The following is a 22,107-nucleotide window of genomic DNA, read 5'->3' as shown; positions in this document are numbered from 1 at the left end:
CTTAGTATAGCAAGCCCGGTAGCGCCCAAGTCAGGCCAATAGCCAGTTGCTGCGGGGCGCCGGACGTTTTTGCAACGCTGGCATCAAGGTCCAGGCGTCCTTCGATCAGGGCATAACGCAAGCCTGCTTGCCTGGCTGGCGGGAGGTGATGGCTGCCGTAGCTTTCCAGGGAGGCGCTCCAGCGCGGGGCGAATGCATATTCGCCACCGGTGCTCCAGGTAACGCGGCCTGGCATGCCATGCTGGTGCACCCACCCCGCGTTCAAGTGCAGCAGCAGGGCGTCTCCTGCGAGCGATATTGTCAGCGGCACGTTGACGGTGTGCTGGCGGAGCATGCCATGCTGGGTGGCGAAGGCCAAGCCCAGTCCCCAACCATCCGTTTCCAGCTTGCGCAGCACGGTCTTGGCCTGCAAGGCGGCATTGCGCGCCTGGCCCTTGCCGGCAGCAAGTTCCCAGCTGCCGACCCGGCACGCCGGCATGGCCCACCATTCGCGCACGCTTCCGGTATGCTGGTGCCAGGCCTCCACCTGGCAATCGTTTGGTTCAAGGATGGCCGCGTCATCGGTGGCCAACGGGCGACCGGCCCAAGCGGTCGTCGACAGCAGGGCCCCGGCTAGCAGGATGACGCAGCGCTCATCAGGCCAGGCGCAGGCGGCGCGTGTGGAAATCGAATTCATAGATCTCTCCGTAACGTCCCCATTCAATGGCGGTACGCATGATGCGGCGCGCCTCTTCGGGGTCGTTGGACTTCAGTAGCTGCGACAGCACTTGTTCTTCCGGCAGCGCGCCGTCTGTCGAGGCACGCAGCCTACTGTAAATGTGTTGCGGCAGCGTGACGTGGGCCAGCAACTGCCGTCCAAAGATGGCCTGGCGGCCCGCGTGGTCGGCTGCTTCATAGCGCCGTCCGAGCGCAGTCATGGTGATGTCGCCGCCATCGACCGTCGCCAGGCCCAGCTGCGACAGTGCTTCGCAGGCGGGGAACAAGGTTTCGTCCGGCAGTTCGCTTTCGTCGGACAGGCGCGGCAGGTCGGCGCGGCCGTCGAAGGGTTCGGATGCCAGCAGGGACAGCACTGCTTCGATCAGCTCAATGTCGGCATCGGGCAGGCGGTAATCGGGGCCGGCTTCGCGTGCCGGTCCGGCGGCCGGTGCGCGCATCGTCATCAGGCCATACACTTCGTCCACCAGCTGGCGCACGGCCGGGCTGTCCGGATTGCGCGGGCGCGGCAGGTCGATGCGGATTTCCGTGCGAATGCGGCCCGGATCGCTGGACAGCATGATGATCCGGTCCGACATCATCACCGCTTCCTCGATATTGTGCGAAACGATCAGGATGCCGCGCGTTGGGATGCGGCCGTGGTCCCACAGCTCGAGGATGTCGTTACGCAGGGTTTCGCCGGTCAGCACGTCGAGCGCGGAAAACGCCTCGTCCATCAGCAGCACGTCCGGATTCGTCACCAGGGCGCGCGCGATGCCCACGCGCTGGCGCATGCCACCGGACAGCTCGCGCGGCAGGGCGCCCTCAAAGCCGGAAAGACCCATCAAGTCCAGCATGGCTTCGCTGCGGGCTGCCCGCTCGGCAGGCGCAACACCTTGCGCCTCCAGGCCCAGTTCCACATTCTGCTGTACGGTCAGCCAGGGGAAAAGGGCGAACGATTGGAACACCATCGCGATGCCCGGCACCGGCTCGGCCAGCGGCGCGCCGCGATACCTGGCAGCGCCGGCATCGGCCGGCACCAGGCCGGCGATAATACGCAGCAGGGTCGATTTGCCGGAGCCCGATTTGCCTAGCAGCGCGACGATCTCGCCCGACTCCAGTGCGAAGTCGACGCCATCGAGCACGGTGCGGCTGGCGCCATCGCCAGTGCGGAAGGATTTGCCGACACCTTGCAGGTCGACCAGGATTTCTTTGTTCATCAGCTTTGCTCCCGATACAAACGGCTCCAGACGAAGCGGTTGATTGCCATTACAAATACACACATCACGCCGATGCCGAGAGCGATGCGGGGAAAGTCGCCGGCATCGGTCATCTGCTTCACATAGCTGCCCAGGCCGTGGGCCACCAGCGTGGTTTTGCCCCAGGTGACATATTCGGCCACAATGCTGGCGTTCCATGAGCCGCCACAAGCGGTGACAGCGCCGGTCACATAGCTTGGGAATACAGCCGGCAAGTAGACGCGCCGCCATTTGAGCCAGCCTTTCAGGCCCAGGTTCGCTGTCGCCAGCCGCAGGTCGGTGGACAGGGTGGACGCGCCCGCCACCACATTGAATAGGATGTACCACTGGGTGCCGAACACCATCAGTGGGCTGAGCCAGATGTCCGGATTGAGGCCCAGGTGCAGCACCGAGTAGACCACCACAGGGAACAGCAGGTTGACCGGGAACGCTGCCAGGAACTGCGCCACCGCCTGGATCTTCTGCGCATAACGCGGACGCAAGCCGATCCACACCGCCACAGGCACCCAGAGCAGGGATGCCAGCGTGATCAGCACAGCCACGCGGGCCAGTGTCGTCAGGCCGAGTGCGAACACACTGGCCGCTTCGCGCCATCCAACTTCGGTATGAATGAAGGCAGCCACGCGGTAGCTGGCCCACACTGCGAGCACCAGCAACAGCGTATCGGCAACGCGTGCCGGCAGGCGCCAGCGGCGTGCGGCTTTGCCGGCGCCGCCGGTGTCGACCGGACGCGCAGGAAACCAGCCCAGGGCGGCGCGCATCAGCTTCCAGGTCTTGTCGGTCAGGCGGCTGGCGATGCGGCTGCGGCGCACCCAGTCCAGCAGCCAGGAACGGCGGCCCACTTCGCCATCCAGCTCTTCGAAGCGGAACTTGTCCGCCCATACCAGCAAGGGACGGAAGAAAAGCTGGTCGTACATGACGATGCCGACAAACATGGCGCCGATGGCCCAGGCGATGGCGCGGCCGTTCTCAGCCTCGATCGCCACCGCGATGTAGGCGCCGATGCCCGGCAGCTTGACGTCTTGCCCGGCGACGGAAATGGCCTCCGCCGCCACCAGGAAGAACCAGCCGCCCGACATCGACATCATCATGTTCCACAACAGGCCCGGCATGGCGAACGGCAGCTCGAGGCGCCAGAAGCGCTGCCATGCCGAGAGACGGAACATGCGGCTCGCCTCGTGCAGTTCGGCCGGCACGGCGCGCATCGACTGGTACAGGCTGAACGCCATATTCCAGGCTTGCGAGGTAAAGATCGCAAAAATGGCCGCGCATTCGACGCCCAACTGGCTACCCGGGAACAGGGCGATGAACGGTGCAATGGCAATCGCCTGGAACCCCAGCACCGGCACCGACTGCAGCACGTCCAGCAGCGGCACCAGGACTTTTTCAGCCAGGCGGTACTTAGCCGCCACTGCCGCGAACACGAAGGCGAATACCAGCGAGACTCCCAGCGCGGCGAACATGCGCAGGATGGTGCGCAACAGGTAATAGGGCAGCGCGGGCCGGATCGAGGCTGACCGGCATCGGCTGGCCAAGCACGAAGGGGCGTGCCATCTGCATGGCGCCATAGGCGACGGCGATCAATACCGCCAGCACGAGCGGCAGCAATGCCCAGTCCCAGCGATTGGGACGCGTTGTGATAGTTGCGAACATCAGGCTCTCCGCGAGGATGCGGGCCCACGATCGTGCGCGCTTGAATCATCATCCGCTCATGGCAGATGACGGTAGGACAGGAGCCCCGGACGTGATCGTGCCGTTATGCGATGCCGAAGTGAATTCGGTGCCAACTATGACTCGAACAAGTGCCCATGAAAGGGGGGCTCCAAAATATGATAACGGGGCGGAGTGTAGGCGGATGAGATACCCAGAGTCAACTTAGGGAATCACCTAATTTAAGCGGACGTTAAGCATGTTGCCTGTTAAAATTTCAATATTTCCCAGGCGAAAGGCGCCAGGGTCTTTTTCAGGAAGCGCACTGTGACCATCTCCGAAAGCACTGAAACCTTCTTCAATAAAACCGTCACCGCTTATGACCCGGCTTTGCCGGTCGACCTGTCCGGCGACAAAGTCTACCGGCTGGCGCTCGAATACGACGATGAACGCAAGATGCCGGACCTGTTCGACCAATTCCTGCAAAGCGCCGACAAGTCGAAGCTTGACGCACTGGTGATCGGCATGTGGGGCGAACCGTACGAAGAAAGCGCCGATGACATCATCGCGGCCTTGGTTGCCCGCGCGCCGGAACTGCCGGCACTGCGCGCCTTGTTCATCGGCGACATGACGTTTGAAGAATGCGAGATTTCGTGGATCGTGCAGGGCGACTACACGCCATTGCTGAACTCGTATCCAAAGCTGGAAGAACTGCGCATCCGCGGTGCACAGGACCTGTCGCTGGAACCTGTAACGCATACAGCGCTGCGCAAGCTGACCATCGAATCGGGCGGCCTGCCGTCTGAAGTGGTGGAGTCGCTGATCGGCTCTTCGCTGCCAGCCCTGGAGCATCTCGAAGTGTGGCTGGGCTCCGACGGTTATGGCTTTGACGGCGACGTTGAGCTGTACCGCCGCCTGCTTGGCGCACTGGCTGGCCCGTCGCTGCGCTACCTGGGCCTGCGCGACTCGGAAATCACCGACGAGCTGGCCCAATGGCTTGCGGGCGAAGAAATTGTCGGCCGACTGCACACGCTGGACCTGTCGCTCGGCACCCTGGGCGATGATGGCGCGCGCGCCTTGCTGGACAGCCCACACGTGCGTTCGCTGCGCCGCCTGGACCTCTCCCATCACTATATCTCGGCGCAGGTGCAGGAGAGCTTGAAGGCCTTGCCGCTGGAAGTGGTGCTGGATGACGCACAGGAAGACGACGATGGCGAACGCTACGTCGCGGTTGGAGAATAAGGCATTGCCAAGCCGCCTGGTTGTATTGGGTGTCGCCAGCGGCAAGCGCATCCGCTTGACGCAGCAGGCCCGCAGCCAGGCCGGCCTGCCGCCGGCCGAAGTGCTCGAATGGCGCGATTGGCTCGCGGCTCCAGGAAGGCTGAGCGGCCTGCTGGAGCGGCCGTGCGTATTCAAAATGGAGCCTCCGGGCGATGATCCGGCCGTCCAGGCACAGTTGCTGGCCGACGGCTGCGTTGTCGAAGGCATCGCCGTGCCTGGCCCGCTCGAACACGGCGAGATCGCAGTCTCGGGCGCCTGGTTCAAAGGGCTGGTGCAAGCCTTGAAGCACCTGGAGCGGCAGCTAGCAGGCATGCCACATGTACGGGTCATGAATGCCCCAAGCGAAGCCATGCTGATGACGGACAAGCTGGCTTGCCAGCAGCATCTGGCCCGGCATAAGGTGCCCGTGCCACCGGTGCTGGGCATGGTGGAAGGGTATGATCATTTCCGGGCATTGCTCGACCAGCATAGCCTGGACCGGGCCTTCATCAAGACCCGCTATGGCTCCAGCGCGTCCGGTGTGGTTGCCTACCGCCGCAACCGGCGCGGCGGAGAGCAGGCCACCACGTCGGCCCAACTGGTGGAAGGCAAGGGCGGCGCGCGGCTGTACAACTCGAAGCGCATGAGCCGCTATCACCTTGCCGCCGACATTCGAACCCTGGTCGACCTGCTGGCCGAGCAGCAGGCATACGCGGAAGGGTGGCTACCCAAGCCGCGCGCAGGCAATGGCCACTACGACATTCGCGTACTTACGCTGGCCGGCCAGCCGGCGCACCGCGTGGCCCGTGTCGGCACGCGCATGATGACCAACCTGCACCTGGATAATCGCCGTGCCGCGACGGAAAGCCTGCTCGACCCCGCGTCGCTGGATGCGCTGGAGAGCGTCGCGCGGCAGGCAGCGCAGGCTTTCCCGGCCAGCCACGTCATCGGCCTGGACCTGGTCGCCCAGCGCGGCGAAGCCCATGTGCTGGAAGCGAATGCGTTCGGCGACCTCCTTCCCGGCTTGCTCTGGCAGGAGCAGGATACCTACACGGCCCAATGGAAAAGCTTCATGCCATGACACTGCCGGCACACAGCATTCCCGACATGAACCAGGTGGTCGGCAGCCACGACATCCTGTTCATCACGCTCGATACCTTGCGCTACGACGTTGCGCAGCAACTGTTCGAAGCAGGCGAACTGCCCGTGCTCGGCCGTTATCTGCCACCCGGGGGCTGGGAGCGGCGGCATACGCCGGCCAGCTTCACCTATGCCGCGCACCACGCCTTCTTTGCCGGATTCCTGCCGACGCCGGACAGTCCCGGCCCGCATCCGCGCCTGTTTGCTACGGCCTTCCGCGGTAGCGAGACGACTTCGGCGCATACCTGTGTGTTCGAACAGGAGAGTATTCCCTCCGGACTGGCGGCTGCCGGCTACCATACCGTCTGCATCGGCGGCGTTGGCTTCTTCAACAAGCAGACCGCCTTGGGATGCGTGCTGCCGTCGATGTTCGCTGAAAGCCATTGGTCGCACTCGATGGGTGTGGACGCACCTGCTTCCACCGCCAATCAGGCGGCGTTGGCGCAGCAATGCCTGCAGGCTGCGGGTCAGCAGCGCGTGCTGCTGTTCTTGAATGTGGCAGCGATCCACAAGCCGAACCGCGTCTACCTGCGTGGCTGCAAAGCCGACAACCTGGACAGCCACGCAGCCGCACTGCGCTATGTCGACCGCGCACTGGAACCGCTGCTGGCTGCCTGTGCGGCGCGTGCACCGACCTTCGTCATCATCTGTTCCGACCACGGCAGCGCTTATGGGGAAGCTGGCTTCCAGGGCCACCGCCTGGCGCATGAAACCGTGTGGAACGTCCCTTACGCGCATTTTTTCCTTAACTCGCCCGGAGCGACGCGATCTTGAACCACCCCGTCCCCGCCAGCACACTGGCGCAACGCATGCGGCAAACCCCGTACCAGGCGTATTCCTATTCCTATCCGCATAAGTCCGCGTACCGGACCCTGGAGCAGCCCATGCCGCTGCAGGCATTGTGGGCGGGGGAAGACCGCTCGGCCTTGTTCGGCTATATCCACGTCCCTTTCTGCGAAATGCGCTGCGGCTTTTGCAACCTGTTTGCGATGGCCAATCCCGGTGACGAGCTGGTCGAGCGCTATGTGTCCCAGGTGGTGCGCCAGATGTGGGTGCTGAACGATGTGCTGGGCGAGCGGCGCTTCGCCCGATTCGCATTGGGCGGCGGGACGCCGACCTTCCTGCAGCCACGCCAGCTTGAGACCTTGCTGCGGGCCGCCGAGGATATTCTTGGTATTCGATTGCAGGACACTCCCTCCGGCATCGAGGCGTCACCGGAAACTGCGACTGCGGACAAACTGGCGGTATGCCGTGCGATGGGCATCGACCGGGTCAGCCTCGGTATCCAGAGCTTTTCGGCCCCCGAGATGCGTGCATTGGCAAGACCGCAGCAAAACGACGCGGTGCGCAGCGCCATTGCGCGCATTCGCGATGCCGGTTTCCCGACCCTTAACCTGGACTTGATCTACGGGATCGCCGGGCAAACGACCGCCAGCCTGCTGGCGTCGATCGACAGTGCGCTGGAATTCATGCCGGAAGAACTGTACCTGTATCCGCTCTATGTGCGCCAGCACACCGGGTTGGGCAAACTGGCGCAGCGGCGGGCGGCAGGGAGCTTCGACACGATCCCGCTTGCGCCGGCTGGCGACAGCCGCCTGCAACTCTATATCGCGGCGCGCGACCACCTGCGCGCAAGGGGTTACGTGCAGGTGTCTATGCGCATGTTCCGCGCGCCCCACGCCCCCGACCAGGCGGGCCCTTCCTACTGCTGCCAGAACGACGGCATGGTGGGCTTCGGCACGGGTGCCCGTTCCTACACGCGGGGGCTGCATTATTCAACCGATTACGCGGTGGGACGCGCCGGCACGATGGACATCATCAAGGGCTATCTCGCTTACCAAGACGAAGACTTCCTGGAGGCCCGCCATGGCTTCCAGCTTGGGCCGGAGGAACAGCGGCGCCGCTATGTGATCCAGTCCCTGTTGACGGACCCTGGCCTCGACTTGCTGGCCTATGCGGCACGCTTCGGCAGCACATGCCTGGACGATCTGCCCGATTTGAGGGAATTGGCTGCCCTGGGCCTGGCGGAGCAATCCGGTTCCCTTCTTCGGCTCAACGACCTTGGCTACGCCTACGCCGATACCATCGGCCCATGGCTGGCATCCGGGCGCGTGCAGGAGCTGATGTCCAGCGGTGGCGCGTCGTGCTGAACGCCGCAGGCGAAACGCCGCTCTCGCTGCTGTATCGGGGCACGCTTGAGAGCTGCAATTACGATTGCGGCTATTGCCCCTTCGCCAAACGCAAGGATAGCCGTGCCAGGCTGGCAAAGGACGCCGCCGAAGTTGCGCGCTTTGTGGCATGGGCGGGGGAGCAAAAGCGTCCCTTGCGCATCCTGTTTACTCCCTGGGGCGAAGCGCTGGTGCGGCGCCATTACCGCGCGGCGGTGCAGGCGCTGGCGGCGATGCCGCATGTCCAGCAAGTCTCGGTGCAGACCAACCTGGCAACACCGCTGTCGTGGCTGGAGCAGGTCGAGCCGAACAAAGTGACGCTATGGTGCACTTATCACCCTGGGCAGACTGCGCAGCAGCGATTCATCGAGCGTTGTGCGCGTCTGGATAAGATGGGGATAGGCTTTTCCGTTGGCATGGTGGCAATGCGCGAGCATTTTGGCGCTATCCGCGAACTGCGGGCGGCGCTGCCACCGCGCCAGTATCTCTGGCTGAACGCCTACGACAGGCGTGGTCCGGGCTATTACACGGGGCAGGACCTGGCCTGGCTCGAAGCCATCGATCCATGGTTCATCCACAACCGGCGCCCGGCACCGTCGCGCGGCAGTCCCTGCGCCGCCGGCGAGGACGTGCTCTCGGTGGCTGGCGACGGCGAGGTGCAGCGCTGCCATTTCATCCCCCAGCGGCTGGGAAATCTGTATCAGGATTCGCTGGAGTCGATGCTGGGTGAGCGGTCGTGCAGCCGCCTCAAATGCGATTGCTATATTGGGTATGCACACCGGCGGGATTTGCCGTTCGGGCAGGATTTCGGCGCCGGGACGCTGGCGCGGATTCCCTTGCGGTATGTGGCGGTTGAAGCCTGACTGGAGAGTGCCCCGGGCCGGAATCGAACCGGCACGGCCTTGCGGCCAACGGATTTTAAGTCCGGTGTGTCTACCAATTTCACCACCGGGGCATGCTTGAAGCCCGCTATTATGACATGTCTGTTGCTTAACTTCCAGTAGTGGCAAAATCGACAACGCTTGAAATCGGCGCGGAATGTTGTAGCATGCTGGTCGCAGAATCCCCTGGAAAGACCCCATGCAAATCAAGATTAACGACGTCCTGCGGGACTATATCGAACCGTTGACCGAGGCTGAGCGCACCGCGCTGGAACGCAGCCTGCTGGCCGAAGGTTGCCGCGATGCGCTGGTGCTGTGGAACGATATCCTGGTCGATGGCCATAATCGCTACTCGATCTGCCAACAGCACGGCATTCCCTTCAAAGTCACCCAGAACACGAGCTTCAAGGATATTGAAGACGTGATGCTGTGGATGATCGACAACCACCTGGGCCGCCGCAGCGTGTCGGATTTCCAGCGTGGCGTGCTGGCCCTGCGCCAGCAGGAAATCATCGCCAAGCGCGACCAGGCCGTGAAGGAGCTGGCCAAGGCGGAAGATGCCGCCATTGCGCCGCCCGACCCGGAAGCCGAAGAAGCGGCGCCACCGCCGAAGCCGAAAGCCAAGCGCGAAGACATCGCCCGTGCCGCACGCTTGAGCGCCAATACCCTGGGCCAGATCGAAAAGATCACCCGCAGCGCCACGCCGGAGTTGGTGGAGGCTGTGCGTTCCGGTACGATCTCGATCAATGCCGCCGCTACGGTGGCCTCGCTGCCGGAGGATGACCAGAAGTCGGCTGTCGCCGGTGGCCGGAAGTTCCTGCAGCAGGCTGCCCGCGAGATCCGCGAACAGCGCGCCGCCAACCGCCCGCCGAAGGCGCCGAAAGAGGATGCGGCTGAGGGGCATTACGATGCGGCCGAACGCCCGGCGCCGCTGACCGAGGTGGAGGTGCTGCGCCTCGAGGTCTCGCAACTGAAGGAAAAGAATGCCGCGCTGCGTGCTGAAAACGCCGACCTGCGCGAACGCATTGCACAACTGGTGGAGCAATAAAGCATGCTTAAGCTGAATGCCGCGCTCGTCGCGTTCTGTGCCATTCCTGCGATTGCCGCGCCGGCCGCCCCTCAGGCGCCGGGTGCATTGAGTCCTGCGGAAACGCTGCGCCTGCAAGCGATTGCCAAGCGCGTCACGATCCTGCGCGACAAATGGGGCATTCCGCACGTGTATGGCAAGAGCGACGCCGACGCGGTATTCGGCATGATGTATGCGCAGTCGGAAGATGATTTCAAGCGTATCGAACTGAATTTCATCAACGCCATGGGCCGGCTGGCGGAAGTGGAGGGCGAGAAGGCCCTGTACCAGGACCTGCGCATGAAACTCTTCATCACGCCCGGGCAATTGAAGGCGCAGTACAAGGTGAGCCCGGAGTGGCTGAAGAAACTGATGGTGGCCTGGGCCGATGGCCTGAATTTCTACCTGCACACCCACCCGAAGGTGCAACCGCGCCTGCTGGCCCGTTTCGAGCCGTGGATGGCGCTCAGTTTCAGTGAAGGCAGCATCGGCGGCGACATTGAAACCGTTAACATCGAGCAGCTGAAGGCGTTCTACAGCAAGCATCCGGCGCCGGCGCTGGCGGCGGGGGGCAGCGACCGCGATAACGAACCGCGCGGCTCGAACGGCTTTGCCATCGCACCGGCCCTGAGCAAATCGGGGCATGCGCTGCTGATGATCAACCCGCATACCTCGTTCTATTTCCGGCCCGAGATTCACGTGAACAGCCAGGAAGGACTGAATGCCTATGGCGCGGTGACCTGGGGCCAGTTCTTCGTCTACCAGGGCTTCAACGACCGCATCGGCTGGATGCACACCTCCGGCGGTGGCGACGTGATCGACGAATACCTGGAAACGGTGGTCGAGAAGAGCGGAAAATTTTTCTACCAGTACGGCAAGGAGCTGCGCCCATTCCGCACCGAACAGTTGCACCTGCCGTACAAGGCTGCCGACGGCAGCATGGCGGAGAAAACCGTGACGGCCTATTTCACGCATCGCGGCCCGGTTGTGCGGGAGCAGAACGGCAAATGGGTGTCCGTGGCCATGATGAACGAGCCGCTGAAGGCGCTGACGCAATCCTACATCCGCACCAAGGCGCGCAACTATCCAGCCTTCTACAAATCGATGGAGCTGCGCACCAACTCCTCCAACAACACCGTATATGCGGACGCGGACGGCAATATCGCCTACTTCCACGGCAATTTCATGCCGGTACGCGACCAGCGTTTCGACTACACCAAGCCGGTCAACGGCGCCGAACCGGCGACTGACTGGAAAGGCTTGCACCAGGTGCGCGAAACCATCCAGCTTTTCAACCCGAAGAGCGGCTGGATCCAGAACACCAACAACTGGCCATTCTCGGCGGCCGGAACGTCCAGCCCGCGCCCTGAAAACTACCCGGCCTATATGTCGGTCAACCCTGAGAATGCGCGCGGCATCCATGCAGTGCGCGTGCTGCAAGGGAAGACGGACTTCACCATCGACAGCCTGATCGCGGCCGCTTACGACAGCCAGTTGACGGCCTTCGAACCGTTGCTGCCGTTACTGGTGCGCGCTTACGATGAAGCGCCGGCCAGCGACCTGTCCAAGGCCGCCGTGATCGAACAGATTACGCTGCTGCGCGACTGGGATATGCGCTACTCGCTGACATCGGTGCCCACTTCGGTGGCGATCTACTGGCTGCAAGACCAGGTCAAACAATACGGCCAGGCCGCGAAAGACAAGGGCATTCCGATGCTCGACTACCTGGCAACCCAGCTTACTTCGAAGCAGCGCCTGGATGCGCTGGTGCGGGCATCGAACAAGCTGGCCGCCGACTTTGGCAGCTGGAAAACGCCATGGGGCGAGATCAACCGCTTCCAGCGCCTGAGCGGCGATATCGTGCAGCCGTTTGACGACAACAAGCCAAGCATTCCCGTGCCTTACGCGTCCGGTAATTACGGCGCGCTGGCCGCTTATGGCATGACGTCGCAACAGCGCACCAAGCGCATGTATGGCGAGCGCGGCAATAGCTTTGTCGCGGCTGTCGAGTTCGGGCCCAGGGTAAAGGCGAAGAGCATCCTGGCGGGCGGCCAGAGCGGCGACCCGGCATCGCCGCACTTCATCGACCAGGCCGAGATGTATGCGCGTGGCGAATTCAAGGACGTGCTGTTCTACAAGGAAGACATTGAAAAGAACCTGGAACGTAAATACCGTCCGGGCGAATAAGGTTCACGTTTGAGATAGCGCAAAGTCCTCCCCGCATTGGCAGGCGCACAATGAAGTGACAAACTGCCAATGGGGAGGCGCCCATGTCTTCCAATCCCGACGAGAAGGGCAGCACCGCCTGCCAACGGATCGAGGAATTCATCTTCATCCGCGAACTGAATGAAGTGTTCCTGCTGCTTGACCATATTTCCGGGCGCTGGGACAAGAGCCTCTACAATTTTCATAACCACGACGACGGCGAGCCGCATATCGATGAACTGTGCGCGATCGGCCTGACGCCGCCCGAAAGCGACCAGCAGCGCGTGGCGCAGGCGGTCAAGGTGCTGTGCGCCAAAGACAAGCTGAATGCCGCCGCCCGTCCTGCAACCGGCCTGACGATTGCCTTTACCTTGCTGGTGGTGGGCGAAGACAACCGGCGCGACTGGCGCAACTGGTTGCGCGACAAGATATTCGGCAACGGCGCCATCGAAAACGGTTCGGGAATCAGCCCGCACTGGGACAAGCCGACCCGCCTGACGCTGGCCCGCAATGCTTTTCCCGGCCTGGTCAGGGTGGCCTCAAGTTTCAACCTGCGCATGAAGCTGGTGGTCTACCTGCTGCTGGTGGGACTGGTGCTGACCTGCCTCATGTCCTGGCACGTCGCTGGCGGCAGTGCTATCCTGCAGCACCTGGACGCGGTGCAGCTGGCACAAGCCGCATTGTCCAAGGAGATTGCGGAGGCGGAGTTCAAGCATGCCACCAGCGCCACCGCGCCGCCTCTGCAGTTCTGTACCGAATCCGATAAGGCCGGTGTGCCGCACTACCGCAGCACGGACGAGTACCAGCTTTGCTCGCGGCGCAGCCATCTGACGGCGCAGTCGGCCGCAATCAGCATGAACCTGCGCGATTGGCTGGTGCCCTGGCAGGCCTGTTATGGCCTGCTGGCGCGCCCGTTTGACCGCTTGCCGGAGGGCGGCGTGGTGCAGGCGCGTGCCACGCCCGTGGAGCAAGAGAACCGCTTGCAGCGCGCGCTGGAAGAACAGGCACGGGTGGTCACGCTGGTGGTGGGAACGGCCGTCCTGCCCTTGTGTTACGGCGTGCTGGGCGCCGGCGCAGCCGTGGTGCGCGGGCTGTGGGCGAAGATGCGCGAAAGCCTGTTGTCGCCGCGCGATTTCACGCTGGCCTTGCTGCAGCTGGCGCTAGGCGCCACGATCGGCGCCTGCATCGCCTTGTTCGTCAATCCTTCCGGCCGCACGCCGGGCAGCGAGATCGGCTTGTTGGGAAACTGGGCGCTGAGCACGTCGGCGCTGTCCTTCATCGCCGGCTTCGGCGTGGAGGGAGTGTTCGTGGCGCTGGAAAGCCTGGTGCGGCGGGTGTTCAACATCAGCGACCCGGTGCGGCGGCCAAGCGACTAGCGCACTTCCAGCACTTCAATGATGTGGAAGCCATCTTCCGCCAGGATTGGCGGACTGATTTCACGGAGCGGCAGGCAGAACGCCACGCGCTCCACTGCAGCCAGCGCTTCGCCGCGGCGGAAGAAGCCCTGCGGCATGCTGTGCGGCGTCGCATACGGATTGCTGAACTGGGGCTCCAGCAGTTCAAAGTCGATGCCGCTTTTCCAGTCGTTGCGCAAGGTGATGGCACGCTGGTAGGCCATGCGCGTGGCGCCATAGGTCGCGCTGGCCTGGCCGGGGCCGGGCGTGCCAGGCATGACGATCAACTGGCGCACCCGCACTTCACGACGCACTGCGGAATGCAGGTCGCACTCCATTCGATCTTCCTTGAAACGCGGGCTGTAGGAGATGAGGGGAGCGGATCGCGCAACTTCGCTGACGGGTTGCTCCATGTGCCAGTTCCAGGCGATGATTCCAAACGCGATCGCCGCCGCCAGCATGCCGACCGAAATGCGGAAAGCACGGTTGACACGCCGCTGTGTTGAGCGCTCTTCGCTGAAGTCGACCATCGCCAGCTGCGCTGCCGACAATGCTGCACGGCCGGCCGCCGCTTGATGGCGTTCATCGGCAGTCGGCACCAAGGGCACGTCGGTCTTGGCGGCATCGGCTGTTTCAGGGACTTCATGGCTTCGCACCGGCGCGTGGCAGTGCGGACATTGGATGTCGTGGGTCGGGTCGATGGCAGCGCCACAGGCATGGCATTTGTGCTGATTGACCTCCGTCGCGACATTCCTGGCGATCGCTCCGCCGTCTGCCGCATGGGTCGCGATAGCCAGCCGCGCCGGATCGATCACGCCCACCGCCGATTGGCAGGCAGGGCACGCGTCAACCGGACGGCCGGGCAGGGGGAAGCCGCAATCCGCGCAAAACAGCTCCTTGCCGGCGGCAAGCAGCGCGCGGATGTCGGCCCAGGCCAAAGGGCGCACGAAGCCCTTCTCGGCGAGGTACAGGATATAGGTCTGGTAATAGCCATGCCCGTATGGACAATCAAGCTGGCTGGTACGCCCGAAGCGCGTCCTGTTGAAGACCGGCTTCAGCGCGGCGCGGCAAACGGGACAGGACTGCACCCTTGCCAGCGATACTGCGTGGGCATGATCGCCATCCGCTTGCATCGCCCCGTGAATTTCGCGCAAGAATTCGGCGATGCCGGCACCTGCCAGGCGCACCGATTCCGTATCGTCGAACCACACCAGGCAGCAGTGTGGACAGGTGTCGATCTCCACACGCCGCTGGTAGTGGCCGGACAAGTCAAGCGCCCGCATCGGGCGCTTGCAGTTGCTGCAGTGGCGTTCAGATGGCGTCGAGTGCATTGCGCAGGTCTTGGCGCAAGTCCTCGATATCTTCAATGCCGACGGAGAGCCGGATCAGGCCATCGCCGATGCCCAGTGCGGCGCGCTGCGGCGCCGGTATCGATGCATGGGTCATCAGGGCAGGGTGCTCGATCAGCGACTCCACGCCGCCCAGGCTTTCCGCCAGCGCGAACACTTCACAGCGTTCGAGGAAGCGGCGGGCGCCGGCCAGGTCGGTATCGAGATCGATCGAGATGATGCCGCCGAAACCGTCCATCTGCGCCTTGGCCAGGGTGTGCTGGGGATGCGACTCCAGGCCTGGGTAGAACACCTTTTTGACCTTGGGCTCGCGTTCCAGCCAGCGCGCCAGTTCGAGCGCGCTCTTGCAGTGGCGCTCCATGCGGATCGCCAGCGTTTTCACGCCGCGCAGCGCCAGGAAGGCGTCGAACGGACCGGCAATGGCGCCCACGGAATTCTGCAGGAAAGCCAGCTGCTCGCGCCAGGCCGACTGGCGTTCTTCCGCGCCGACCACCGCGATGCCGCCGATGATGTCCGAGTGGCCGTTCAGGTACTTGGTTGCGGAGTGCACCACGATGTCGAAGCCCAGTTCCAAAGGGCGCTGCACGATCGGGCTGGCAAAGGTGTTGTCGGCCACCGCCAGGATGCCGCGCTCGCGGCAGATGCGGGCGATGGCTGCCAGGTCGGCCAGCTTGAGCATCGGGTTGGTCGGGGTCTCGACCCAGACCATTTTGGTTTCCGGGCGCAGGGCGGCCAGCAGGTTTTCCGGATTGGTCAGGTCGGCGTAGGTGAATTCATGCCCGGCGCTGCGGCGGCGCACGCGCTCGAACAGGCGGAAAGTGCCGCCATACATATCGTCGCCGGCCACGATGTGCGAACCCGCATCGAGCAACTCCAGCACCGTCGAAATGGCGGCCAGGCCGGACGCGAAAGCGAAAGCTTGCGCTCCGCCTTCCAGGTCGGCCACGCAGCGCTCCAGCGCCCAGCGCGTAGGGTTGTGCGAACGGCCGTAGTCGAGGCCTTTGTGCACGCCCGGGCTTTGCTGGACGAAGGTGGACGTGGCATAGATCGGCGGCATGATGGCGCCGGTCGTAGGATCCGGATGCTGGCCGGCGTGGATGACGCGCGTGGCCAGGTGGGCTTTGGTTTTTTTTATCTGTCAAGATAAGGTCCTGCGCAAATGGTTAAGTAAGTCGTAGCGGGTGATCAGGCCATAGAATTTGCCGCCTTCGGCGATCACGGCGGTCAGGCCACGGTCTAGGGTATCACGGAGCGCGGGCGTGCCTGCTGATGGCGCTAGGGTCTCGACGCGGCTGGTCATGGTGGCGCCCACTTCGCCTTTGAACTGGGCTGCGTCACTTTCTACCTTGAGCAGGATGTCCGACTCGTCGATGATGCCGGCCAGCTTGCCGTTGTCGATTACCGGCAACTGCGCCAGGTCGGCTGCGCGCATGCGGTTGAAGGCGATCAGCAGGGTGTCGCTTGGCGCCACGCTGACCACGTCGCCGTTCTCGAACAGGCGGCCAATCAGGTCGCGCAGGTCGCCCAGCTTCTGGCGTTGCAGCAGGCCCTGGTCGAACATCCAGCTGTCGTTGTAGACCTTGGACAGGTAGCGGGTGCCGGTGTCGCAGACAAAGGTCACCACGCGTTGCGGCTTGTCCTGTTCGCGGCAGTATTTCAGGGCGGCGGCCAGCAGGGTCCCGGTCGAGGAGCCTGCCAGGATGCCTTCGGCCCGCAGCAGGGCGCGCGCGCTGTCGAAGCTCTCCTGGTCGGTGATGGTGTAGGCCTGCGAAATCGCATCCATGTTCGCAATGGCGGGAATGAAGTCTTCGCCGATGCCCTCCACGGCCCAGGAGCCGCTGGTATCGGCCACTTTTCCGGTGTCCACGTATTCCTTCAGGATCGAACCCTTGGGGTCGGCCAGGATGAATTTGACGTGCGGCGCCACCTTGCGGAAGTAGCGTGCCAGCCCGGTCAGCGTGCCGGAGGAGCCGACGCCTACCACGATGGCGTCGATTTCGCGCGCCATCTGCTCCCAGATTTCGGGGCCGGTGGTGGTTTCGTGGGCCAGCGGGTTGGCCTGGTTGTTGAACTGGTCGGCGAAGAATGCGCCGGGGATTTCGCTGGCCAGGCGGGCCGCGTAATCCTGGTAGTACTCGGGGTGGCCCTTGCCGACGTCCGAGCGGGTGATGCGCACGTCGGCGCCGAGCGCCTTCAAGTGCAGGATCTTCTCGGTAGCCATCTTGTCCGGCACCACCAGCAGCACCTTATAGCCCTTGATGGCGCCCACCAGGGCCAGCCCCAGGCCGGTATTGCCGGCCGTGGCCTCGACGATGGTGCCGCCGGGCTTGAGCTGGCCGGCGCGCTCGGCCGCTTCGATAATGGACAGGCCGATACGGTCCTTGATGGAGCCGCCGGGGTTCTGGGATTCGAGCTTGAGGAACAACCGGCATGGGCCGGTGTCGAGACGAGTGACTTCGGCAAGCGGGGTATTGCCGATCAGGCTGAACAAAGCTGCAGGACGGGTATTCTGCATTTTCTCTCCTTGCGAAAAACGCGCATTGTGTGGCGATCCGATTGAACCAAGAAGGAATATCTTTGCGCTAGCTTATACCTTTTTTGATGGTTAGCGGCTCGCGTATAATCCCGCAGCGACTTTTAAAATAATTTCCACCGTGGCAAAACTCTACTTCCGCTATTCTGCGATGAACGCAGGCAAATCGACCTCCATGCTGCAGGTCGCCCATAACTATGAAGAGCAGGGCCTGATCGTGCGCCTGTTCACCGCGGCCATCGACAACCGCTACGGGGTGGGCAAAGTGACGTCCCGCCTCGGTCCGCAGCGTGAAGTCGAGCTGTTCTCGCCGGATACCAGCTTCCTGCAAGACATGCAGAAAGTGGCCTGCGTGCTGGTCGACGAGGCGCAGTTCCTGTCGCCGGAGCAGGTTAAACAGCTGCACCAGCTGGCCCAGGCCAAGGGCGTGCCGGTGATTTGCTACGGCTTGCGCAGCGACTTCCGCGGCGAACCGTTCCCGGGGTCGTCCTACCTGCTTGCGCTGGCGGACGATATCGAGGAAATCAAGAATATCTGCACCTGCGGCAAAAAAGCCACGATGAATATCCGCGTCGACGAGAAGGGCGAGCGCATTCGCGAAGGCGAGCAGATCAGCATCGGCGGCAATGAGGCCTACCGCCAGGCTTGCGGGCGCTGCTTCTACACGGGTTAATTGGATAAGCTGTTTTACCTGACGCCGTCGCTATGCCTGGCGGTGGCAATCTGGGTGCTGTCGCGGCGCTATGTGGTGTTCACGCTGCTGCAGCTTCCCGGCACCTTGTGCCATGAGCTGGCGCATTTCCTGGCCGGGCTGCTCACGTTTGCGCGGCCGGTTTCACTGTCGATCATCCCGCGCCGCGAGGGAAGCGGCTACCGCCTGGGCGAAGTCAAGCTCGCCAACGCAAGCTGGTACAACGCCGCGCTGACTGCGTTGGCGCCGCTGCTGCTGGTGCTGATTCCCTGGTGGATTGCCGTGCTGCGCACGCGCGGCGCCTGGCATTTTGCGCCGCTGGACGCCGGCCTGGCTTTCCTGATCGCGCCGCAGTTCCTGGCCTGCTGGCCCTCCGCGGCGGACTGGAAACTGGCCATGCGTTCATGGCCATTGCTGATTATTGCAGGCGCAGGGTGCTACGCCTGGAGGCATTACCCTTGGCTGCATGCATGGCCTTGGCCGGCAGCTTGAAGGCGCGTACCTCGCGTGCCAGCGCTTCGGCCTGATCCTGCATCGCCGTAGCCGCAGCGGCAGCTTCCTCGACCAGGGCGGCATTCTGCTGCGTGACCTGGTCCATCTGGCCGATAGCCTGGTTGACCTGGTCGATGCCGGCGCGCTGCTCTTCGCTGGCGGCGCTGATTTCGCCCATGATGTCGGTCACGCGGCTGACGCTGTTGACCACTTCTTCCATCGTCGCGCCGGCCAGTTCGACCAGCTTGGCGCCGGCTTCGACTTCGCCGGTGGAGTTGGCGATCAGGCCCTTGATCTCCTGCGCCGCGGCGGCGCTGCGCTGGGCCAGGTTGCGCACTTCGGTGGCCACCACGGCAAAACCGCGGCCCTGTTCACCTGCGCGTGCCGCTTCCACCGCCGCATTCAGGGCCAGGATATTGGTCTGGAAGGCGATACTGTCGATCACCGAGATGATGTCTTCAATCTTGCGCGAAGCGTCGTTGATGGCGCCCATCTTCTGCACCACCAGCGCAACCTGTTGGCCGCCACGCGAGGCCACGTCCGACGCCTCTCGGGCCAGCGCATTGGCCTGGCGCGCGTTGTCGGCGTTCTGGCGCACAGTCGAGGTCAGTTCTTCCATCGAGGCGGCGGTTTCCTCCAGGCTGGAGGCCTGCTGCTCGGTGCGGGCGGACAGGTCCTGGTTGCCGGCCGCGATCTGCGACGACGCCGTGGCGATCTGGTCGGCGCCTTCGCGCACGCCGCCAACGACGTTGGCCAGGCGCTCGCTGATGCCGTTCATGGCACCCAGCACTTTGCCGATTTCGTCTCCAGTGGTGACGTCCAGGGCGCACGGTCAGGTCGCCGCCGGCGATCCGGCCGGCCGCATCCTGCACCTGTACCAGCGGACGGCTCACGATGGCGCGCACCAGCAGCAACAGGCTGGCGGCAAAGGCGAGCAGGGGCGACGACGCCGCATACGGCGTAGCGGTTGCGGGCAGTGACCGCATCCCTGGTGATCTCATGGACGTAGGTGCCGCCAGCGACGACCCATTTCCAGTCATCGAAGTAGCGGTAGACCAGCAGCTTTTCCTGCGGTGAGGCTTGGCTGCCGGTGTCGGCCCACATGTAGTGGATCTCGCCGGTCTTCTTTTCCAGCATCTCCTGGATGAAGGATTTGCCGTTGCTGTCCTTGGTGTCGAGCATCGGCGCACCTTCCTTGGAAGGGTGGACCAGCAGCGTGCCGTAGTCCCTTGCCGGCAGCAGCGTTCAGCACGTAGACATAGCCGGTTTCGCCGATGCGGATGCCCTTGATCTTGTCCTTCAGGGCCGCAATGTTCTTGCTGATATCCAGGCCGATGAACAGCACGCCAACCACTTTGCCGGAAGCGTCCTTGACCGGGTCGTACTGGGTGATGTACGGCTTGCCGAACAATTGCGCCAGGCCGGTGTAGGAGCGCCCTTCGCGCAGCATGGCGTAGCTTGGATTGTTGTGGTCAAGCTTGGTGCCTACAGCGCGCTGGCCGTCTTCCTTCTTGACCGAGGTGGTCACCCGTACGAAATCAGCGCCGTCGGCGGCGAAGATGGTGGCGATGGCACCGGTTTGCGCGGTGAAGTTGTCGGGAATACTGAAGTCGTTGTTGACGGCCTTGCCATTGGCGGACAACTGGCCGCCATCCAGCTCGAATGGACCCGGCGCGTAAGTGGCAAATTGACGGGCATAGCTGGCCGCATCGTTGACCATGGCCGCATTGAACACGTCCAGCATGTTTGCCACGCCGTTCAGGTCGGACGCGACCTGGTCGCGCGCACGCTGCTCCAGCATGGCGCTACTGGTCCAGCTGATGAAGGTGATAAGTAGCGCTAACAGTGCGCTGACAAGGACGAAGGTGAAGGCGGCAATCTTGGTGCCGACGCTCCAGCTACGCGCGGGGGGGCGTAAGAGTGGACATGGATTCTTGTTTATTTTCGGGGAAGGGCCGATATGATATCGCGTTGCCGCCTGGAAAAATCACTTGTTACAAAATGTTTCTCAGGAAATTCAATGACTTAGCGTAAATCTTTCCAAGGAGCTCAGCCTTCAGGCTGGCTTAAGTGAAGCCCAGCACACTGCCCATCATCCCCCCTCTCACCGAGAGTGTCCTATCCTGTAAAATGGGATTAGTACTATTCTTATAGAGTCACCTACGTTCGGAGCAAGCCGATGAAGAAGCACACCCTGTTGGCCACCATGTCCCTGGCACTGATCACCGCTTATGCAAGCGCAGCCCAGGCAGACAAGGCGACAGATGTACCCGTCAAGCCTGCAGCACAGCAAACCCAGGCCGCCTTGTGGGCGTCCCGCGTGCTGTCGCGCTACCATTACAAGGCTATGCCGCTGGACGACGCGATGTCGGAGAAGATCTTCGACCGCTACTTCAAATCGCTCGATGGCGAAAAGCTGTTCTTTACCCAGGCCGATATCGATTCCTTCAACAAGGAAAAGTCCCGCCTGGACGACGCGATCACCAGTGAAAACCTGCAAACGCCGTTCACCATTTACAACCTGTACCAGCAGCGCTTCTCGGACCGCATGGCGTATGCCCGCGAACTGCTGAAGACCAAGTTCGATTTCTCGCAGGACGAGAGCTACCAGTTCGACCGCGAAAAGGCCGATTGGCCGAAGACGGACGCCGAGGTGAAAGACCTGTGGCGCAAGCGTGTCAAGAACGACTGGCTGCGCCTGAAGCTGGCCGGCAAGGACGACAAATCGATCCGCGAAACGCTGGACAAGCGCTACGAGAACTACGTGAGCCGGTCGCGCAAGCTGAATAGCGAAGACGTGTTCCAGATCTTCATGAACGCATATGCCATGTCGATCGAGCCGCATACCAACTACCTGGGACCGCGCGCTTCCGAGAACTTCGACATTTCCATGCGCCTGTCGCTGGAAGGCATTGGCGCCGTGCTGCAGAACCGCGACGAATACACCGTGATCCGCGAAATCGTGCCTGGCAGCCCGGCCGGCCTGTCCAACAAGCTGAAAGTGGGCGACCGCATCGTTGGCGTGGCACAGGGCGAAACCGACAAGTACACCGACGTGCTGGGCTGGCGCATCGACGACGTGGTGCAGTTGATCCGCGGCCCGAAAGATTCGACCGTCAAGCTGCAGGTGCTGGGCGCCGATGCCGGCCCGGACGGCAAGCCGTACGTGCTGTCCCTGGTGCGCAAGAAAATCAGCATGGAAGAGCAGTCGGCCAAGCGCTCGATCCTGGAAGTCAAGGATGGCGCCGTGAAGCGCCGCATCGGCGTGATCTCGCTGCCGACCTTCTACCAGGACTGGGATGCGCGCCGCAAGGGCGACAAGGACT

The 22,107-nt window shown here is 63.1% G+C and carries 18 protein-coding genes, 1 tRNA gene and 1 pseudogene; 11 read left to right on the top strand and 9 right to left on the bottom strand.

The window, feature by feature from the left end; translation table 11 throughout:
• Position 1: 1 nt before the first annotated feature.
• Genes ACQ4MM_RS09590 through ACQ4MM_RS09575 form a run of 4 tightly spaced genes read right to left on the bottom strand, consistent with a single transcriptional unit; the run spans position 2 to position 3,605 of the window.
• The gene (locus ACQ4MM_RS09590) at positions 2–676 is read right to left on the bottom strand and encodes a hypothetical protein (RefSeq protein ID WP_431477154.1); all 675 of its coding nucleotides are present in this window, start codon (positions 674–676) and stop codon (positions 2–4) included.
• The gene (locus tag ACQ4MM_RS09585) at positions 636–1,913 is read right to left on the bottom strand and encodes an ABC transporter ATP-binding protein (protein ID WP_431477153.1); all 1,278 of its coding nucleotides are present in this window, start codon (positions 1,911–1,913) and stop codon (positions 636–638) included. Before ACQ4MM_RS09585 ends, ACQ4MM_RS09590 begins: the two co-directional genes overlap by 41 nt.
• Complete coding sequence (locus tag ACQ4MM_RS09580; protein ID WP_431477152.1) at positions 1,913–3,415, bottom strand: ABC transporter permease; 1,503 nt, start codon at positions 3,413–3,415, stop codon at positions 1,913–1,915. The genes ACQ4MM_RS09585 and ACQ4MM_RS09580 overlap by 1 nt, the downstream gene beginning before the upstream one ends.
• Positions 3,354–3,605, bottom strand: coding sequence for a hypothetical protein (locus ACQ4MM_RS09575; RefSeq protein WP_431477151.1), 252 nt, complete (start codon positions 3,603–3,605; stop codon positions 3,354–3,356). The genes ACQ4MM_RS09580 and ACQ4MM_RS09575 overlap by 62 nt, the downstream gene beginning before the upstream one ends.
• 324 nt (positions 3,606–3,929) lie before the next feature.
• Here ACQ4MM_RS09575 and ACQ4MM_RS09570 point away from each other — a divergent pair, with 324 nt between their 5' ends.
• Genes ACQ4MM_RS09570 through ACQ4MM_RS09550 form a run of 5 tightly spaced genes read left to right on the top strand, consistent with a single transcriptional unit; the run spans position 3,930 to position 9,033 of the window.
• Positions 3,930–4,844 carry an STM4015 family protein gene (locus tag ACQ4MM_RS09570; protein ID WP_431477150.1) on the top strand — a complete coding sequence of 305 codons (915 nt, stop codon included), beginning with the start codon at positions 3,930–3,932 and terminating at the stop codon, positions 4,842–4,844.
• On the top strand, positions 4,813–5,943 hold the full coding sequence (locus ACQ4MM_RS09565; protein ID WP_431477149.1) for an STM4014 family protein: 1,131 nt from the start codon (positions 4,813–4,815) through the stop codon (positions 5,941–5,943). The genes ACQ4MM_RS09570 and ACQ4MM_RS09565 overlap by 32 nt, the downstream gene beginning before the upstream one ends.
• Entirely contained in the window at positions 5,922–6,776 is an 855-nt protein-coding gene (locus ACQ4MM_RS09560; protein ID WP_431477148.1) for an STM4013/SEN3800 family hydrolase, read from the top strand. Before ACQ4MM_RS09565 ends, ACQ4MM_RS09560 begins: the two co-directional genes overlap by 22 nt.
• On the top strand, positions 6,773–8,152 hold the full coding sequence (locus ACQ4MM_RS09555) for an STM4012 family radical SAM protein (protein WP_431477147.1): 1,380 nt from the start codon (positions 6,773–6,775) through the stop codon (positions 8,150–8,152). Before ACQ4MM_RS09560 ends, ACQ4MM_RS09555 begins: the two co-directional genes overlap by 4 nt.
• Positions 8,146–9,033, top strand: coding sequence for an STM4011 family radical SAM protein (locus ACQ4MM_RS09550; RefSeq protein ID WP_431477146.1), 888 nt, complete (start codon positions 8,146–8,148; stop codon positions 9,031–9,033). The genes ACQ4MM_RS09555 and ACQ4MM_RS09550 overlap by 7 nt, the downstream gene beginning before the upstream one ends.
• Before the next feature lie 8 nt (positions 9,034–9,041).
• Here ACQ4MM_RS09550 and ACQ4MM_RS09545 read toward each other — a convergent pair.
• A tRNA-Leu gene (locus tag ACQ4MM_RS09545) sits at positions 9,042–9,125 on the bottom strand.
• Between the two features lie 125 nt (positions 9,126–9,250).
• Here ACQ4MM_RS09545 and ACQ4MM_RS09540 point away from each other — a divergent pair.
• The 3 genes from ACQ4MM_RS09540 to ACQ4MM_RS09530 all read left to right on the top strand — a co-directional run bounded on the left by ACQ4MM_RS09540 (position 9,251) and on the right by ACQ4MM_RS09530 (position 13,698).
• Complete coding sequence (locus ACQ4MM_RS09540) at positions 9,251–10,099, top strand: hypothetical protein (RefSeq protein WP_431477145.1); 849 nt, start codon at positions 9,251–9,253, stop codon at positions 10,097–10,099.
• A 3-nt stretch (positions 10,100–10,102) separates the two neighbouring features.
• Positions 10,103–12,304: a penicillin acylase family protein gene (locus ACQ4MM_RS09535; protein WP_431477144.1), complete on the top strand. Its 2,202-nt coding sequence runs from the start codon at positions 10,103–10,105 to the stop codon at positions 12,302–12,304.
• Positions 12,305–12,387: 83 nt separating this feature from the next.
• Complete coding sequence (locus tag ACQ4MM_RS09530; protein ID WP_431477143.1) at positions 12,388–13,698, top strand: hypothetical protein; 1,311 nt, start codon at positions 12,388–12,390, stop codon at positions 13,696–13,698.
• On the opposite strand, the gene ACQ4MM_RS09525 is transcribed toward ACQ4MM_RS09530, so the two are convergent.
• Genes ACQ4MM_RS09525 through ACQ4MM_RS09515 form a run of 3 tightly spaced genes read right to left on the bottom strand, consistent with a single transcriptional unit; the run spans position 13,695 to position 17,580 of the window.
• On the bottom strand, positions 13,695–15,047 hold the full coding sequence (locus ACQ4MM_RS09525; RefSeq protein ID WP_431477142.1) for a peptidylprolyl isomerase: 1,353 nt from the start codon (positions 15,045–15,047) through the stop codon (positions 13,695–13,697). The genes ACQ4MM_RS09530 and ACQ4MM_RS09525 overlap by 4 nt on opposite strands.
• Positions 15,028–16,200, bottom strand: coding sequence for a trans-sulfuration enzyme family protein (locus ACQ4MM_RS09520; RefSeq protein ID WP_431477226.1), 1,173 nt, complete (start codon positions 16,198–16,200; stop codon positions 15,028–15,030). The genes ACQ4MM_RS09525 and ACQ4MM_RS09520 overlap by 20 nt, the downstream gene beginning before the upstream one ends.
• Positions 16,201–16,203: 3 nt before the next feature.
• On the bottom strand, positions 16,204–17,580 hold the full coding sequence (locus ACQ4MM_RS09515; RefSeq protein WP_431477141.1) for a pyridoxal-phosphate dependent enzyme: 1,377 nt from the start codon (positions 17,578–17,580) through the stop codon (positions 16,204–16,206).
• Between the two features lie 139 nt (positions 17,581–17,719).
• Here ACQ4MM_RS09515 and ACQ4MM_RS09510 point away from each other — a divergent pair, with 139 nt between their 5' ends.
• Both ACQ4MM_RS09510 and ACQ4MM_RS09505 read left to right on the top strand, forming a co-directional pair.
• The gene (locus ACQ4MM_RS09510; RefSeq protein ID WP_431477140.1) at positions 17,720–18,271 is read left to right on the top strand and encodes a thymidine kinase; all 552 of its coding nucleotides are present in this window, start codon (positions 17,720–17,722) and stop codon (positions 18,269–18,271) included.
• Positions 18,272–18,781: a hypothetical protein gene (locus tag ACQ4MM_RS09505; RefSeq protein ID WP_431477139.1), complete on the top strand. Its 510-nt coding sequence runs from the start codon at positions 18,272–18,274 to the stop codon at positions 18,779–18,781.
• Here the strand turns inward: ACQ4MM_RS09505 and ACQ4MM_RS09500 are convergent.
• Positions 18,708–20,582 (bottom strand): annotated as a pseudogene (locus ACQ4MM_RS09500) (methyl-accepting chemotaxis protein). The gene ACQ4MM_RS09505 and the pseudogene ACQ4MM_RS09500 sit on opposite strands and share 74 nt — an antisense overlap.
• A 378-nt stretch (positions 20,583–20,960) precedes the next feature.
• On the opposite strand from ACQ4MM_RS09500, the gene ACQ4MM_RS09495 reads away from it, so the two are divergent.
• Positions 20,961–22,107: PDZ domain-containing protein (locus ACQ4MM_RS09495; protein ID WP_431477138.1), on the top strand; the 1,147-nt coding region annotated here is incomplete at its 3' end.

This window comes from Massilia eburnea (assembly GCF_050709955.1).
GTDB classification, from domain to species: Bacteria; Pseudomonadota; Gammaproteobacteria; order Burkholderiales; family Burkholderiaceae_D; genus Rugamonas; species Rugamonas eburnea_A.
This window is presented reverse-complemented; position numbering and strand designations above follow the sequence as displayed.

Excerpts from the sequence above, each read along its gene's own strand:
- ACQ4MM_RS09590 (WP_431477154.1), bottom strand. The coding sequence starts at position 676 with ATGAATTCGATTTCCACACGCGCCGCCTGCGCCTGGCCTGATGAGCGC.
- ACQ4MM_RS09540 (WP_431477145.1), top strand. The coding sequence starts at position 9,251 with ATGCAAATCAAGATTAACGACGTCCTGCGGGACTATATCGAACCGTTG.
- ACQ4MM_RS09565 (WP_431477149.1), top strand. The coding sequence starts at position 4,813 with ATGGCGAACGCTACGTCGCGGTTGGAGAATAAGGCATTGCCAAGCCGC.
- ACQ4MM_RS09580 (WP_431477152.1), bottom strand. The coding sequence starts at position 3,415 with ATGTTCGCCGCGCTGGGAGTCTCGCTGGTATTCGCCTTCGTGTTCGCG.
- ACQ4MM_RS09560 (WP_431477148.1), top strand. The coding sequence starts at position 5,922 with ATGGAAAAGCTTCATGCCATGACACTGCCGGCACACAGCATTCCCGAC.
- ACQ4MM_RS09575 (WP_431477151.1), bottom strand. The coding sequence starts at position 3,605 with ATGTTCGCAACTATCACAACGCGTCCCAATCGCTGGGACTGGGCATTG.
- ACQ4MM_RS09535 (WP_431477144.1), top strand. The coding sequence starts at position 10,103 with ATGCTTAAGCTGAATGCCGCGCTCGTCGCGTTCTGTGCCATTCCTGCG.
- ACQ4MM_RS09525 (WP_431477142.1), bottom strand. The coding sequence starts at position 15,047 with ATGCACTCGACGCCATCTGAACGCCACTGCAGCAACTGCAAGCGCCCG.
- ACQ4MM_RS09530 (WP_431477143.1), top strand. The coding sequence starts at position 12,388 with ATGTCTTCCAATCCCGACGAGAAGGGCAGCACCGCCTGCCAACGGATC.
- ACQ4MM_RS09515 (WP_431477141.1), bottom strand. The coding sequence starts at position 17,580 with ATGCAGAATACCCGTCCTGCAGCTTTGTTCAGCCTGATCGGCAATACC.
- ACQ4MM_RS09585 (WP_431477153.1), bottom strand. The coding sequence starts at position 1,913 with ATGAACAAAGAAATCCTGGTCGACCTGCAAGGTGTCGGCAAATCCTTC.